This is a genomic window from Achromobacter sp. 1011811831 (genome assembly GCF_059760905.1).
Genome location: NZ_JCBANG010000018.1, coordinates 23,447 through 36,724 on the forward strand (window position 1 = coordinate 23,447; position 13,278 = coordinate 36,724).

Below are 13,278 nucleotides of genomic sequence, written 5' to 3' on the forward strand. Positions count from 1 at the left end.
TGCACTACAGGTACTTCTTGAACGTCGCCGCCGCAATGCACGCCGCCACGCCGAGCAGCGCAGCGCTGGGCAGCAGGATCAGCAGCGGGTTCACGCTGACCGGCAATGCCAGGTAAGTCACCCACGGCAGCACGGCCAGCGGGATCAGGCTGGCCCTGGCGCGGTGATAGATGAACCCCGACTCGCGTCCCGCGCCGAAGCGGCGGATGTCCCGGCGCACCAGGCCGTCCACCAGCCCGACGAAGGCGGCCATCAGGAACAGCGGCAGGGTCAGGCACAGCACCAACACCCGCACGAGGAAGACCAGCGTCGTGTAGGCCGAGGCGATCAGGTAGCTCTCCACGTTCACGTAGACCAAGCCGATGTAGTAGCGGAAATCCCTAGTCGGGCGGTGGCTGCCGGCGCTGGCCTGCGCCGAGGCGTCGCGTATCCAGTCCAGCAGACCGCTCTTCACGAACAGCCAGTCGTAGCCCTGCTCGACCAGCCGGTGCGCCGTGCGCCCCGGCTCCTGCACCAGCGCGCTGCGCGTGAAATGCGTGGAGAGCTGATCCAGCTCGTAGTTGAGCATGCCCTGTGCGTGGCGCCAGCCCTGATCGGGCCAGAAGAAGTGCATGCCGACGCATTCGATCAGGATGCACAGCAGCAGCGCGCCGCACAGCACGCCGAAGAAGCGGAACGGCAGCGTGACCAGGCCGGCGATCAGCCCCTGCTGTCGTTGCTGCTGGCGCTGTGCCGCGACGGCCGGATCGCTCATGCTTCGGCCTCTTCAGCGGCGGCCATCTGCTTGAAGTCGTCCAGCAGGTCGTCGGGCAGCGCCTTGTCCTGCAGGCCGGGGATGCCCTGGTTCTCCCACCAGTCTCCCGCCTCGACGTAGTGCTGTCGCATGTAGCCGGCCAGCTCCTGCAGATCCTTCGGCATGGCTTCGTCGGGGTCGGGTGCCGGCAGCGGCATGCGGACTTTCCAGAGGTTGCCGCCCTCGGTCAGCGCGAAGCACTGCCCCTTGGGCAGCGCCACCACATGCGCCGGCTCGATCAACGGCACGCTGTTGCTGCTGATGCGGTCCTGGGTGTTGGACGTGAACGCGGTATTGCCGTGCGGGTCGGAGCTGTCGGTGGCGCCGCTCATCAGTGCCGTGGCATACACCTCGACCTTGGGCAGTTGTCGCGTCAGCAGCTCGGCGGTCGCGGTCTCGCGCACGCGCAGCATGAACAGGTTGTTGAAGTTGCCGACCACCTGGCCGGCCTTGGCACGGTTGCCGATGCGCGCCTCGATGTCGCTCAAGGTCTGCGTGTAGGCCGTCACCTGCACGCCGGCACCGCCACCCTTGTTGACCATCGGAATGAACTCGTCGCCCATGAGTTCATTGAATTCGTCGGCGTGGACATTGATCGGGATCTTGGCGCCCGCCGCGGTGCCGGGCAGCCCGTCGTCGATGCCGAACTTGTAGATGTGGCCGGCGACCGAGACCAGGTCGCTGAACATCGAGTTGCCCACCGCTGCCGCGACCTCGGCGTCGGACAGCGCATCCAGCCCCACGTAGACCACCGCGCGTTTGCGGATGACCTGCATCCAGTCGAAGATCGGCCGCGGGTCGGACAGGTCGGAATAGTTCGGTGCAAGCAGTTGCGCGATCTTGCCGGTGGTGAGCTTCTCCAGCAGCGGCAGCAGCGAGGCGACGATCTTGTCGAAGTACGTCCGGTCGTAGCGCACGGCGCTGCGCAGGCCGTCGAGCACCGGGTCATAGATGCGCACCTGGGACAGGTACTGTTCGAGGGCCACCACGCGCTTCTCTCGCCCGATCATGTTGCGCGGGATGTTCTTGTCGTTCAGCTTCGCTTCGAGCTGGACGATGACCTCCCAGACCTTCGGCTCGTTCCTGGCGAAGTAGTGCTGGGCGTACTCGATGAACAGCGCGTCGATGTTGATGACGTGGCGCTGGATCAGCAGATAGTCCGGCCGCTGCCCCAGCTCGACCAGGGCGCGGGCGATGATGTTGACGAAGCGCCAGGCGAATTCGCGGAACGCGGCGCTGTTGCCTTCGCCCGAGAGCTGTCCGGCGATGCGCGTGGCCACCTCGGAGATCCGCCCGAACCGGCCGACGGCGTTGTAGCGCGCCGAGATGTCCGGCCAGCCCAGATGGAAGACGTAGAACTCGCCTTCGCGCCCGGCGCGCTTGGCCTCGACGTACATGCGCTTCAACAGGTCCGCATCGCCCTTGGGGTCGAAGACGATCACCACCTCGTGCTCGCCGCGGACCTTGCGGCGGATGTCCTGGGTGATGAACAGCTCGGCCAGCCGCGTCTTGCCCACGCGCGTGGTGCCCAGCACCAGGGTGTGGCCAACGCGCTCGCCCAGCGGCAGGGTGACGTCGACCTCGTGCGGCTCGATGCCATGCAGGCGCGGCAGTCCGCCGACCGGCGGCAGCGGCCGCGCGGGGTTGAGCGGGCTGTCCCAGGCCAGCGCGCGCGCCAGCGTCGAGATGGGAAACGGTGCGAACTCAAGCCGCTCCTCCAGCCGCCGGGCGGCCCGGTAGATCGCCGTCGGCTCGACATAGCGGCGGAACTCCGGCCGGTAGGTCTGCATCAGCCGATGCGTGTGTCGCTGCTCCCAGCGAAAGCCCCGGCCGACGAACAGCCGTTGCTGACTCACCGGCACGTCGCGGCTGGTCATCACGTAGCGCGGCAGGCGGCGGATGGTGCGGCGATAGCGCAGGATCGCCCAGGCATCGCGCAGGCGAATCGCGCCGAAGGTCAGGAAGGCCAGCGCCGAGCCCAGGCCGAGCAGCGGGCTCAGCGCGAGCGACCACGGTGCCACCAGGCACAGAATCGCGGCGCCGGTGCAAACCGCCACGGTATGAAGCTCCACCGCTGGCCGCAGCAGAACCTCGACCGCATGCGGTTGGGCCATTTGCGCACCTACTGCTCGACGCCGGTGGACGTGATGAGCACCGGGTAGTGGCGCAGGCCCAGGCGCTGGGCCAGGTCGTCGCCGGAGGCCGGCGAGAGGGTCAGGCCAGGAGCGAGTCTGCGCAGCGCCGTCAGCGCGGCCATCGAGTCCACGTTGACCACCAGGCCCACGGCCTGCAGCTCGCGCAGCGCCGCCTGCCGCTGCCGCAGCCAGGCGCGCGAACGCTCGTCGTCGCCGATCAGGAACAGCGCCGTCAGGCCCGGCGCCCGGATGACGCGGCGCTGCACGTCGCCCGGCGACAGCTGCGTCGAGCGCACCGGCAGCATGGCGGCTTCGGCGTCGGCCGCGTTGCCCGCGTGAGGGACCGGCATCGGGGCCGGCGGTGTGGCCTGATCCGGCTGCGGATTCAGCGACTGGTAGTACGGCAGCGCGGAGTCGCCGCCGCGGTCTTCGACGACGATCAACGGCGCGGAGGCGGTCTGGGCGAAGACGGTGGTCGTGGACAGCAGCCCGATGGCGGCGATGAGGACGATGTGGTTCATGGCGTGGTGGCCTGGAGGGTGGGAACGGGAACGCCGGGGTCGAGCACGCGGGTCAGGTGCCGATGCACACTGCGCCGGTAGCGCGCCGCGGGTGCCCCGCCGGCGGGCCGGTGGTAGCGGCCGATGGCAAGCAGCCAGTCCTCGCCCGGCGTGTGCTGCTCGCGCAGGATTTCCGCAGCGATGGCGAGGTTGCGGTACGGGTCCAGCAGCTCGCAGGGCTGCGTGTAGCGATGCGTGTGGTAGCCGAGATTGACCTGGCCGAGGCCGGCGTCGATGCGATTGGCCGGCGTGCGGGCGAGTGCCCGGCGCAGCCCCGCGCAGGCCTCGGCGCGGGTGGCGTAGCGGTGCGGTTTGCCGGCGACGTTGAGCGTCCACGGCCAGGGGATCAGGCGCCCGCGCAGCATGGCGCCGCTCTCCTGCAAGGCCACCGCGTATAGCACCGCCGCCGGCACGTCTGCGCGATGCGCCGCCAGTTGATAGGCCGGCGGCGGCACTTCCCGCGCCAGGGCGGCCAACGCCCAACCGCCGGTGGCGAGCAGCAGCGCGGCGCTGGCGCAGCGGATGGCGACGCGGGACGGCCGACGCTCCCGGCCCGGCCTACCTACTGCCGCTGCCATTGACCGTTCACCTCGCGCACCACGGCCGGCAGCTCGCCGGGCAGGCCGAGCGACAGCCAGCGCCCCGCATCGTGGTTGAGCGTGATGGTGCGGGCGCGCACCCTGGCCGGGTCGATGCCCGCCTGGGTGGCCCACTGCCGGATGCGCGCGTCGTCCTGACGGCTGCCGACCATGTAGAGATCGAAGGCCGTACCGGCCGCCTGCAACTGCTGCACGCGCTGCGCGCACGGTGCGCAGTCGGCCTTGACGAAGACCGCCAGGCGCCCGGAGCCGGTGTTGCCGGCACCCTGCGCCTTGGCGCCGGGCAGGCTCACGCGCGGCTGGCCGGGAAACAGGCGCTGCCACGCCGCGTCGTAGGCCCGCTGGTAGGCCAGCGTCTTGCCGACGCGCCGGGCCTCGGCCTGCACCTGCAACTCCGCGTAGCGCCTGCGCTCCTCCTCGCTGCGGGCCTCGATGCCCAGCGCCGTGAGCGGATCGAGCTGGGGCGAATAGGCCCCGAGCGGCCCCTGCATCAGTTGCCGGTAACGCGCCCACTCCTCGGAGCGAAGCCCCCATTCCCGCGCCTGCCTCTCGTCGAGCGCGGCATCAGTGCCCGGCTGCACCTGGGCGGGCACCATGCGCGAGTTCGTCACCGGGGCCGGCTGGGCGGATGCGCCGAAGGCGGCGAAAGCGGCGAAAAGGACGACGGCAGCGAGCAACGACCGCAGGTTCATGGCGACCTCCTACGGCACCGCGATGCGCTGCGTCTGGCCGTTCACCTGGAACACGCCCGCCTGCGCCTCGATGGACTGCAGTTGCCAGCCGCCCTCGGCATCGCCCTGGCGCAGCAGCCGGGCGCCCGCGAGCGAGGCCGCGGCGGTGGAGGTGATCGACAGAAAGCGCTCGCCTCCACGCAGCTCCACGCCGAGCACCCGGAACGGCGGCTCCGGCACCTTGGGCTTCGTCGCAACCGGAGCACGCGGGCGAGCGGCGGATGCCACCTGCCGGGTCTTCTCCAGGCGGGTCTCGATTCCGTTCACGCGCGCCTGCAGCGTCTGTAGGTCGATGGCCAGGGCCCTCGCCTCATCGGCCTCTTCGAGGCGCGTCATCCTTTCGTCCAGCGCCTGCCGCGCGGTGGTGAATTCGGCCTGGCTGATCGGCGCCGGCCGGCGCTTGTCCGCATCGGCCTGTTGTTCGAGATCGGCCACGCGCAGGCCCAGCGCATTGACCTGCGAATCCTGTGCGCTGCCCTGGGTCTGCTCGGCGAGCCGCGACAGGCCGACGCTGTTGATGAGTGCCACGGCACTGATGAGCAGCAGCCAGAAGGCCGCGGAGATCTTGAGCCAGCGCGTGCGGGAATTGCGCTCGGATGGCGCTTGGGAAAAGGTCATGGCTGCATCTCCTCGGGCCGGTCGGCGTCCGGCACGGGCGTGGCGATGCCGGGCGGGTTGGCGGAAAGGAAGGTGGAAGCACCGTGCCGGCTGAAGCAGACCTGGCGGGTCAAGTCATCGACCGACAGCTCCCAGGCGGGGCCGGCAAGGGTCAGCAAGGCATCGCGCAGCATCAGCGGACCCAGGCGCAGGTGTGCGGCGGGCAGCGGCAGCGCGTAGAGCGTGGCGGCCTCGGCCGCATCGCAGAGCCGATAGCCGGAGCGCAGCAACACATGGCGCATGGCATCGCCCACGCTGGCATCGAGCATGGGCGGAATAGAGACCTCCACCGCCTGCTGCAAGAGATCACGCTGCGCAGGTTCCGGCACCAGCTCGACCAGGGTGTAGCGGCCGTAGCGGGCCACCGGAACGAAACCCGGCTCCGGCACGACGGCGGTTGGCGATGCGGCCGGCACCGCTGGCGCAGACGGTGCGGCGGTCGTGGCGCAGCCGGCGGCCAACAGACTGCCGGCCAGCAAGCCAGCGGCGAGGGCTAGGCGGTGAACAGCGCGGATGGATGGTTGCATGGAGGGCGCTTCCCTGGAACACGGAGCGCTCACCATCGCCGCCGCTTGGCCTGCGGGCAGCAAACAAAACGCACTGACGCCCGCCCGAATACATGGCGGGCGGCGCCATGGACTGTCTCATACGCCCAAGAAAAACGGCCCCGAAGGGCCGTGGAAAGAAGCCGGCGACCCCGAGGGGCCGCCGGCATGAGCACATGGATCAGACCGTGACAAGCTGCCGTGCCAGTGCCACCTCCACTGAGTCGCCGTCCTGGTTCAGGACATCGAGTCCGGACTCGGGCACGTCGCCCGACGTGCTCTGCGACACCATGATCTTCCGGGCCATCAACCCCAGGCAGGTCATCTGCGAGGAGTTGGCGTAGCCGAGGTAGATCACGCGCACCGGCTGCTTCTGGCCGATGCGCCATGAGCGCCGGGCGGCCTGCTGCAGCGAATACACGTTGTAGCCCGACTGGAGGAACACGATGGTCGGGAACTCCAGCAGGTCCAGGCCGGTTTTCACCAGCTCGGGATTGGTGATGAGCACGTCGATGCCACGGTCCAACTGCTCGGCGATCCAGTCTTCCCGGCGGGAGGCATCCACGCTCGCGCGCAGTACCGCCACCTTGAAGCCCTCCTGCTCCAGCAGCACCTTCAGGCGCGACGTGGTGTCGCGCGTGCCGGTGTAGACCGAATAGACCAGGGTCTTGCGACCTTCCGCCTTCTCCTGCTTGCAGATCTCGATCAGCTCGCGTTCCTTGGGCATCACCTCCAGCTCGTTGAACTGAGCCGGCACGAACGCCAAGGTGTTGCGTGTGCGCGGATGCACCACCGTTTCCGACCGGAAGCAGCAGTCCGGCCAGGCCAGCAGCACATTGAGGACTACACCGAGCAGCGTCGTGTCGCGCTTCGCCAGGGCCTGCTTCAGCTCCTGGGTCAGCCGACCCGCCAGATCGCGGTAGGCCGCGGCCTGCGCCGTGTCCATCGCGACTTCGCGGAACTCCTCGTCGTAGGGCGGCAGCACGTTGCCACCGATGTCCTTCAACTTGAGGAAGACCGTGAACGGCAGGACGCAACGCAGCACGCCCTTCGGACCGAAGCCCGGCGCCTTGACCGTGCGCACCGATACCTTGGTGCCCTTGGCCGTCTTGTGCGCCGTGCCAGTGCTCTCGGAATAGATGTCCTTCAAGACACCGTGATCGCGCATGAACGCCATCGCGGCCGACGTCATGCTGCCGCTCTTCGTCGGCCGGTAGCCGTCTTCGATCATCCGCCCCGGCAGGGCTCGGAACAGCAGGTGGAACAGGTCGTCGCCGTAGCCGCCCATCAGTGTGCCGGTGAGCAGCAGCGTCTTGCGCGCCTTGGCCGCCAACACCCCCATGGCCTGGCCCTGTGCGGAGCCGCCGTTCTTGTACTCGTGTGCCTCGTCGGCGATGAGCAGGTCGAACGTGCCTTGGGGAAGCTGCCTCTTGATGAACTCGGACGGCTGGTAGCCGCCCTCGCCGAAGCCGAACTCCATGTTGGCCATCGCACGTTCCATCCGATGGGCTTGCCGGTCCGAGAAGACCAGCTCGCCGTTGCCATCCATCAGGTTGATGAACTCGTGGATGTTGTCCCCGAGCATCGACGCGAGGAAGGCGTCACCGAACTTTTGCATCAGCTTCTGCGCGGTGACTTCCCCGATGGTTGGAATACGCTTCAGTGCCTTAAGCACGGTCGAGGACTGGTCGCTGGCGGACAGGCCTCTGGGACGGATCAACGACCACAGCGGTGCACGGCAGTGGCTGCACTTGCGGCGGGACTCCTCGGCTTCCAGCTCGACCGGGTTGATCGGCTCGCCGTCGAGGTCGGTGATGACATGCCCGCAATCCGGGCAGGCCCCCACGTCGCCGTGAGGCATGCGCCGCCGAACGAAGACAGGCTTCCAGTGGAACCCCATCCGCATCCGCACGCGGCCCAGGACGAAGAACTCCTGGCCCTGGGCCGGCACGCCCAACTGCTCGCGCAGTTTCAGCAGCTTGACCAGCGTGTCCGGGCCGTTGAGCACCCAGACCTTGGCACCGGCCACCGTCTCCTGGATTTCGCGTCGCCACTTGTAGACCAGGTGCGGCGGAGACAGAACCAGGGTGCGGCGGTAGCCTTCGGCGTTGAGCACGGCGGCCGTGGCGATGCCGACGGTCGTCTTGCCGCAGCCCATCTCGCCGTTGACGATCGCGGCACGTTCGCCGCGGTCGACCAGTAGCTCGGTGACGGCATGGACCACATCGGCTTGCGCCGGGAACAGCTTGCGCTTGAGCGCGGCGAGGATCAGTTGCCGATGCACCCGCACCTGGCCGGTGTAGACCGGAGGATTGGCGCGGTTCAGCGAATCGAGCAGCTCGTCGCCGAACTCCGATACGAAGTCCTGCAGGCTGAGCGTGAGAGGTGAAGCGGCCGCTTCGAGCAGGTCGCCCTGCACAGCGGTTTCGGGAACGGTTTCGAGAACGATGGACATGGTGATGCTCCAAAAAATGGGGCATGCACCTCCCCCACGGGGCGGTGACATGCCCCTGGGTGGGAAGAAAGAAGCGGCACGAGGCCGCTGGATGCGGATCAGTATTCGCTGGGCAACAGCAGCGTGGTGATGCTGCGATCCCATTCGGTGATGATCCAGAGCTTCAGGTCGCGCGTGACCTGGTAGGACGAGAACAGACGATCCTCGCCGGATTGCAGCGCGGCGTCGTTCAATCGCCGATCGTCGTCGCTCAGGTCGCCCCAGTCGCCATGAAGATGGCGGCGCAGGTACGCGCTGGGATTGAGCCGGCCCTGTCGGACCAGCTCGTCGACGCCGGCGGTCATGACCACCTGCCCGGGCGAAAAGCGTGCTTGTGACGCGAGGTTGAGGATTGCGAGTGCCATGGTGGTTTCTCCTTCTGGAAGAAGGGGCCACGGCAACCCATCGGGGGCAACGTGACCCCGGTGGGCGGATGAAAGCGACGGCGAACCGTCAGGGAACAGCGATCAGCGGATGGTCAGCACTTCGCCCCACGTGGGCGAGCCCAGCGTCAAGTCCCATGCACGAATGACCGGCACGAACTTGTCGGTGAGGATGCGCGTCTCGGCCACGGAGCCGTCGTCGCGTTCGGTGTATTCCGTCTGGAGCGTCTTCTCCTTGTGGGTGTCACCTTTGACTACCAGCACGCGCCCGCTCTTGGACGTCACCACGCCGGAGATCGCGCCTGCGGCCAAGGCCAGGGCGAGATGCCAGTGCGACAAGGCCCGCGCGGGTGGACGCAGCGACTGCTGCGCGCCACCCAGGTGCGTATCGAGCGCCGGCCAGAGTCCTTGCAGCCGGCCGACTTCATCGGCGAACTGCTCGGGCTCCATCGTTACGCGATAGAAGTGCTCCGGCTCGGCCGGGCTGGCAGGGACGGTGTACGGCAGGAACGGCCATTCGAGCGGCAGTTCCTCGGCTTCGGCGTCACCCTGTCCGATCTGCAACAGCAGACCGCGCACGGCTTTGACCGACTCCGACGCCTGGTCGCGTTGACGAATCCTGCGACCGAAGATCACCACCTGCTTGAACTGCGTTTCCACCGCACGGTAGATGCGCAGGTCGGCGAAGTGGCGCGTCAGCCATCCGACCAGCTCGGCGTCGAGCACGTAGGACGGCACGATGAAGATCAGCACGCCACCGTACTGCAGCAGCGGCAGCGCGCGCTGATAGAACAGCTTTTCCAGCCGCGCACGGCCCTGGCCTTGATAGCCGATGTTGCCGTTCACGTCCTTGCTCAGGTCGCCATACGGCGGGTTCAGCCACAGCAGCCCGAAGGACTGACGCGAGATCAGCGAGTCCATCAGGTCACCGTGGATGCAGCGATCGACCAGTTGCCGTGCGTGGCGGGCACGCTCGGCGTCGTACTCGACGGCGAAGGCCTGGACCTGCTCGCGCCCGAGGGCGTGGGCGGCTTCGGCAATCGCCACGCCTTCGCCGGCGCAGGGATCGAGGATGGACATGGAGCCGGGAGACGGCGCCAGTGCGGACAAGGCCCGCTCCAGCGTCGGCTCGTCGGTGGGGAAGTAGCCGTTACGGATGAAATTGCGCGCCAGGCGCGGAAACATGAGTGCCATGGATTTCTCCTGATGATGGATGAGGGAAGGCGGGCACGCGCGGCGCGCATGCCCGTGGGAATGGCTCACGCCACACGCCGAAGCGGTGCGTTCGCGGCCAGTTCGTACTGCGTGGCGCCGAGGGTGCCGTTGCGGATCAGCTCGCCCAGCGCCTTCGTCAGCGCCGGGACATCGAGGGCCAGCCGATGGCCTTCCAGCGGCCCGAGGGCCAAGGGAAGACCGGTCAGCATCCGTCGTGTCTGCAACAGCTCCAGCACGGTGTCGCGCCAGTGGTCGAGCAGTGGCAGCGGGCAGGTGTCCTGCACCAGCGTCCACAGCCGGTCGAGCCGGTGAGCGGAATCCCTGGGCAGAAGCGCCAGCGCGCTGGCGTTGGCCTTGTCTGGCTTCACGCAGCGACGATCGAACAGCCACACATTCGTCAGCGAACCGAACAGCGTTCGCCGATAGGCACGGGTGATGCGCTTTTCCAGGTTCTCGACGTTGCCGACGAAGACCGGGATGGATGCGCCCTGCTCGGTGATGACGTGGAACTGATCCAGTCCCTGTTCATCCCGGCCGAGGGTCAGGCGGGCGAGGAACTCCTGAACGGCGGTGTCGCGCGCCCAGATCGAGAGAAAGACGAGATTGCCCTGCTCGTCACCGACGCAACCGTCGGCCATGAGGTCGGGGCATTCGTCGATGCGGTACAGCGGTTTCGCGGAAGAAGGTGCAGGCATGGTGATGTCCTCTTGGAAAAGAAGGAGCAACCACAGCCCGCGGGGCCGTGCTCGCCCCGGTTGGGTGAAGGAAGATGCGTGCCGCTAGACAGCGCGTCCCGCGTGAAAGCGGTGAACCCGCTCGCGCCACTCGGAGCTTTGCACCGGCGCCATGTCGAGATAGCGCAGCGGGCACGAGTAGTAGTACGGATGCACGGACTCATCGAGGGACTTGTAGCCCCAATCGCCGCCCGAGCTTTCCAGCAGATTGCAGCCGATGTAGCAGACGGACTCACCGGCCGCGAGGCCCATGACGCCCGCCTGCCTGGCGGTGACGCGAACCACGGTCCACAGAACGTCGCCGTCCAGCGTGTGGTCGATGACTTCGCAGCAAGCGCGTTCGGACGCCTGCGGAGCGAGCAGCTCGCGGATCAACTGATCGCGCGTCTGACGAACGAAGGTCCAGCCCATGAGGGTCTCCTTGAAGAAAAGGCCGGAGCCCTCCCCGTCGGGGGAGAACCCCGGCGGGTGGCGGAATGCCGCGCAAGGCGGCGGATGGATCAGGCAGCTTGGAGGTGCCAGTCCTGGGACAGCGGAGCGAACTCGTAGCCCAGCTTGTCGAGACGGTCGCGCTGCTGACGCAGCACACGACGATCCACGGTCGCATCGAGCTTTACGGTCTCGCCCAGGGGCCACAAGGCACCGAACAGCGCCGCGTCGTCTGCCTCGGCCGAGGCCGCAGCGGACACGGGAGCCGGTTCGCTGCCGAACGGCGTGGTATCGACCAGGGGATCGCGCGGACTGCGCGGCTTCGCCTTCGGCTTGGCCGGGGGCGTTGCCGGCGCGGGCGCCTGCGCTTCCTCGTCGATTGGATCGACTTCCTGCGGACTCAGCCGGCGGGCTTCGTCGCGGCTCAGGGCGTCGATGTTGGACAGGGTCATCCCGCCCAGATGGGCGCGGATCTCGATGACCATGCGGCCGTTGGCGTTGTACGTGGAGGGGCGAATCTCGACGATGACGAAATCACCGTCGTACTTGCCCTCGCGGTACTGATCGAGTTCGGCGTTCTTCACGACGAACTCGCCGATCGAGGTCGCCAGGCGGCCGACGTTGAAGTCGCCGTTCCTGCCGTGGATGGTCTTGATGGCCAGTTGGCCGGGAATGGTGATCATGAAGGTCTCCTGCGGACGAAGAGAAGACAAGGCCCCGGGGATGGGGCCTTGCGGATCAGAACGACTCGGCAACGGCCAATGCGGGGGCATCGGCAGCGTCGTCGGCAGCATCGGCGACGGGCCTGGAAGGCTCCGGTGCCGAGGCTTGCTGCGCGGCGGGCGCGTCGGACGTCACGGGGACTTCCGGGTCGCGCTCGTCGGTCTCGGTCGGCTTGGGTTCGGCCTTGTAGACGAGCTTGCCGTCGACCTTGATCCAACTGACGAACAGCAGACGGGCCTTGAGGCTCACACCCTGCTCGCCGGCACGCTTCCCCTTGGAGTAGGTGAAGGTGTCGGTCCACAGGTCGCCCAAGCGGAAGCCGATCATCACCTTCTTCTCGGCGTCGACCGCCTGAATGCAGCGGCGCACCAGGTGCTGCGCTTCCGAACCCGATACGCGCGTGTCGAAACGCACATACGAGACGTCGTCGCTGGGACCGTTCAGAGCCGCGATGTCGCAGGCCAGGAACGCATCGCCCTTCTTGGGCTTCACTTCGCGGATGCGATTGAGATACCCGAGGCCGGTGATGTGCAGATCGAAGTAGGACTTTTCGGTGGAAGTGGTCATGGTGAATCTCCTGGGAACAATGAGGCGGAGACACACCCGACCCAAGGCGGGGAAGGTGTGGAACCCCCGCGTGGGTTGATGGAACAGCTTGGAGGCATCGCCATCGAGAACCGATGGCCGTTCGCGCATGGATGCCGGTGCGAACTGGAGTGATCAACGCGGTCGGAACCGCGTCGCAGCCTTGAAGATCGTGGCTGCCTGGGCATGTCGCTGACGGACGTCAGCGGAACATGGCCGGAAGCGTGGCGCCAGGACGGCGCGCAGGCGAGCGGCAATCGGCACTCGCGGCTGTCCGCATTGCCGGGAAGAAAGAGGCCCCCGGAGCGGGGGCCAGGGATGGGCGGTCAGTTACCGCTGGGCGTGGGAGGAACCGCCTGCAGCGATAGGTGTGTCGCGGAGGCGGACACGTCGAGGTCGTCCTCGCTGCGCAGGATGCGCGCAAACACGCCCTCCTGCGGATCGAAGAACTCGCCGAAGTCGTCGCCACCGAACTCGGCGCGCGCCAGCTCCCACCAGTCATCGAAGGCATCGACATCCGGGTTGCAGCCAGCGGCATAGGCGATGGTCTTCTGGCGACCATCGGGTCGGCGCTCGCCGCACTCGGCCAGGAAGTACACGCCCTGATCCTTGACCAGGATGACGCGGCATTGATTCGCCACCGCTTCGGCGAGCACGGGCCGCAGCTCCGTGCCTTTGAATCGAACAGTCATGGG

The 13,278-nt window shown here is 67.6% G+C and carries 15 protein-coding genes; all 15 read right to left on the reverse strand.

Features of this window, described 5'->3' with window-relative positions:
- Positions 1 to 4: 4 nt before the first annotated feature.
- On the reverse strand, positions 5 to 754 hold the full coding sequence (locus AC6LJ9_RS09705) for a TIGR03747 family integrating conjugative element membrane protein (RefSeq protein ID WP_498147395.1): 750 nt from the start codon (positions 752 to 754) through the stop codon (positions 5 to 7).
- Positions 751 to 2,907, reverse strand: coding sequence for a type IV conjugative transfer system coupling protein TraD (gene traD / locus AC6LJ9_RS09710; protein ID WP_498147396.1), 2,157 nt, complete (start codon positions 2,905 to 2,907; stop codon positions 751 to 753). Before traD ends, AC6LJ9_RS09705 begins: the two co-directional genes overlap by 4 nt.
- 8 nt (positions 2,908 to 2,915) lie before the next feature.
- On the reverse strand, positions 2,916 to 3,449 hold the full coding sequence (locus AC6LJ9_RS09715; RefSeq protein ID WP_128666856.1) for an integrating conjugative element protein: 534 nt from the start codon (positions 3,447 to 3,449) through the stop codon (positions 2,916 to 2,918).
- Positions 3,446 to 4,066 carry a lysozyme family protein gene (locus tag AC6LJ9_RS09720; RefSeq protein ID WP_061959951.1) on the reverse strand — a complete coding sequence of 207 codons (621 nt, stop codon included), beginning with the start codon at positions 4,064 to 4,066 and terminating at the stop codon, positions 3,446 to 3,448. Before AC6LJ9_RS09720 ends, AC6LJ9_RS09715 begins: the two co-directional genes overlap by 4 nt.
- Positions 4,051 to 4,779 carry a TIGR03759 family integrating conjugative element protein gene (locus AC6LJ9_RS09725; RefSeq protein ID WP_128666855.1) on the reverse strand — a complete coding sequence of 243 codons (729 nt, stop codon included), beginning with the start codon at positions 4,777 to 4,779 and terminating at the stop codon, positions 4,051 to 4,053. The genes AC6LJ9_RS09720 and AC6LJ9_RS09725 overlap by 16 nt, the downstream gene beginning before the upstream one ends.
- Before the next feature lie 9 nt (positions 4,780 to 4,788).
- Positions 4,789 to 5,436 carry a hypothetical protein gene (locus tag AC6LJ9_RS09730; RefSeq protein WP_263960278.1) on the reverse strand — a complete coding sequence of 216 codons (648 nt, stop codon included), beginning with the start codon at positions 5,434 to 5,436 and terminating at the stop codon, positions 4,789 to 4,791.
- On the reverse strand, positions 5,433 to 6,002 hold the full coding sequence (gene pilL2, locus AC6LJ9_RS09735) for a PFGI-1 class ICE element type IV pilus protein PilL2 (protein WP_061959948.1): 570 nt from the start codon (positions 6,000 to 6,002) through the stop codon (positions 5,433 to 5,435). Before pilL2 ends, AC6LJ9_RS09730 begins: the two co-directional genes overlap by 4 nt.
- A gap of 199 nt (positions 6,003 to 6,201) precedes the next feature.
- Positions 6,202 to 8,475 (reverse strand): helicase-related protein, encoded by a 2,274-nt coding sequence (locus tag AC6LJ9_RS09740; protein WP_128666853.1) that lies wholly within the window; start codon positions 8,473 to 8,475, stop codon positions 6,202 to 6,204.
- Between the two features lie 98 nt (positions 8,476 to 8,573).
- Positions 8,574 to 8,879: a hypothetical protein gene (locus tag AC6LJ9_RS09745; protein ID WP_128666852.1), complete on the reverse strand. Its 306-nt coding sequence runs from the start codon at positions 8,877 to 8,879 to the stop codon at positions 8,574 to 8,576.
- 102 nt (positions 8,880 to 8,981) lie between these two features.
- Positions 8,982 to 10,091: a DUF6094 domain-containing protein gene (locus AC6LJ9_RS09750; RefSeq protein ID WP_128666851.1), complete on the reverse strand. Its 1,110-nt coding sequence runs from the start codon at positions 10,089 to 10,091 to the stop codon at positions 8,982 to 8,984.
- A gap of 65 nt (positions 10,092 to 10,156) precedes the next feature.
- Positions 10,157 to 10,807 carry a hypothetical protein gene (locus tag AC6LJ9_RS09755; RefSeq protein WP_003141029.1) on the reverse strand — a complete coding sequence of 217 codons (651 nt, stop codon included), beginning with the start codon at positions 10,805 to 10,807 and terminating at the stop codon, positions 10,157 to 10,159.
- A gap of 84 nt (positions 10,808 to 10,891) precedes the next feature.
- Entirely contained in the window at positions 10,892 to 11,257 is a 366-nt protein-coding gene (locus AC6LJ9_RS09760; protein ID WP_010792164.1) for a hypothetical protein, read from the reverse strand.
- A gap of 89 nt (positions 11,258 to 11,346) precedes the next feature.
- On the reverse strand, positions 11,347 to 11,958 hold the full coding sequence (locus AC6LJ9_RS09765; protein ID WP_010792165.1) for a DUF3275 family protein: 612 nt from the start codon (positions 11,956 to 11,958) through the stop codon (positions 11,347 to 11,349).
- A gap of 55 nt (positions 11,959 to 12,013) precedes the next feature.
- A complete protein-coding gene (locus AC6LJ9_RS09770) occupies positions 12,014 to 12,565 on the reverse strand; it encodes an STY4534 family ICE replication protein (protein WP_010792166.1) in 552 nt (183 codons plus the stop codon).
- Positions 12,566 to 12,909: 344 nt separating this feature from the next.
- Positions 12,910 to 13,275 carry a DUF3085 domain-containing protein gene (locus AC6LJ9_RS09775; protein ID WP_010792167.1) on the reverse strand — a complete coding sequence of 122 codons (366 nt, stop codon included), beginning with the start codon at positions 13,273 to 13,275 and terminating at the stop codon, positions 12,910 to 12,912.
- Positions 13,276 to 13,278: the final 3 nt, after the last annotated feature.

What these genes read in the sequence shown, in the direction of transcription:
- AC6LJ9_RS09705 (WP_498147395.1), bottom strand. Translation starts at nt 754, where the DNA reads ATGAGCGATCCGGCCGTCGCGGCACAGCGCCAGCAGCAACGACAGCAG.
- traD (WP_498147396.1), bottom strand. Translation starts at nt 2,907, where the DNA reads ATGGCCCAACCGCATGCGGTCGAGGTTCTGCTGCGGCCAGCGGTGGAG.
- AC6LJ9_RS09715 (WP_128666856.1), bottom strand. Translation starts at nt 3,449, where the DNA reads ATGAACCACATCGTCCTCATCGCCGCCATCGGGCTGCTGTCCACGACC.
- AC6LJ9_RS09720 (WP_061959951.1), bottom strand. Translation starts at nt 4,066, where the DNA reads ATGGCAGCGGCAGTAGGTAGGCCGGGCCGGGAGCGTCGGCCGTCCCGC.
- AC6LJ9_RS09725 (WP_128666855.1), bottom strand. Translation starts at nt 4,779, where the DNA reads ATGAACCTGCGGTCGTTGCTCGCTGCCGTCGTCCTTTTCGCCGCTTTC.
- AC6LJ9_RS09730 (WP_263960278.1), bottom strand. Translation starts at nt 5,436, where the DNA reads ATGACCTTTTCCCAAGCGCCATCCGAGCGCAATTCCCGCACGCGCTGG.
- pilL2 (WP_061959948.1), bottom strand. Translation starts at nt 6,002, where the DNA reads ATGCAACCATCCATCCGCGCTGTTCACCGCCTAGCCCTCGCCGCTGGC.
- AC6LJ9_RS09740 (WP_128666853.1), bottom strand. Translation starts at nt 8,475, where the DNA reads ATGTCCATCGTTCTCGAAACCGTTCCCGAAACCGCTGTGCAGGGCGAC.
- AC6LJ9_RS09745 (WP_128666852.1), bottom strand. Translation starts at nt 8,879, where the DNA reads ATGGCACTCGCAATCCTCAACCTCGCGTCACAAGCACGCTTTTCGCCC.
- AC6LJ9_RS09750 (WP_128666851.1), bottom strand. Translation starts at nt 10,091, where the DNA reads ATGGCACTCATGTTTCCGCGCCTGGCGCGCAATTTCATCCGTAACGGC.
- AC6LJ9_RS09755 (WP_003141029.1), bottom strand. Translation starts at nt 10,807, where the DNA reads ATGCCTGCACCTTCTTCCGCGAAACCGCTGTACCGCATCGACGAATGC.
- AC6LJ9_RS09760 (WP_010792164.1), bottom strand. Translation starts at nt 11,257, where the DNA reads ATGGGCTGGACCTTCGTTCGTCAGACGCGCGATCAGTTGATCCGCGAG.
- AC6LJ9_RS09765 (WP_010792165.1), bottom strand. Translation starts at nt 11,958, where the DNA reads ATGATCACCATTCCCGGCCAACTGGCCATCAAGACCATCCACGGCAGG.
- AC6LJ9_RS09770 (WP_010792166.1), bottom strand. Translation starts at nt 12,565, where the DNA reads ATGACCACTTCCACCGAAAAGTCCTACTTCGATCTGCACATCACCGGC.
- AC6LJ9_RS09775 (WP_010792167.1), bottom strand. Translation starts at nt 13,275, where the DNA reads ATGACTGTTCGATTCAAAGGCACGGAGCTGCGGCCCGTGCTCGCCGAA.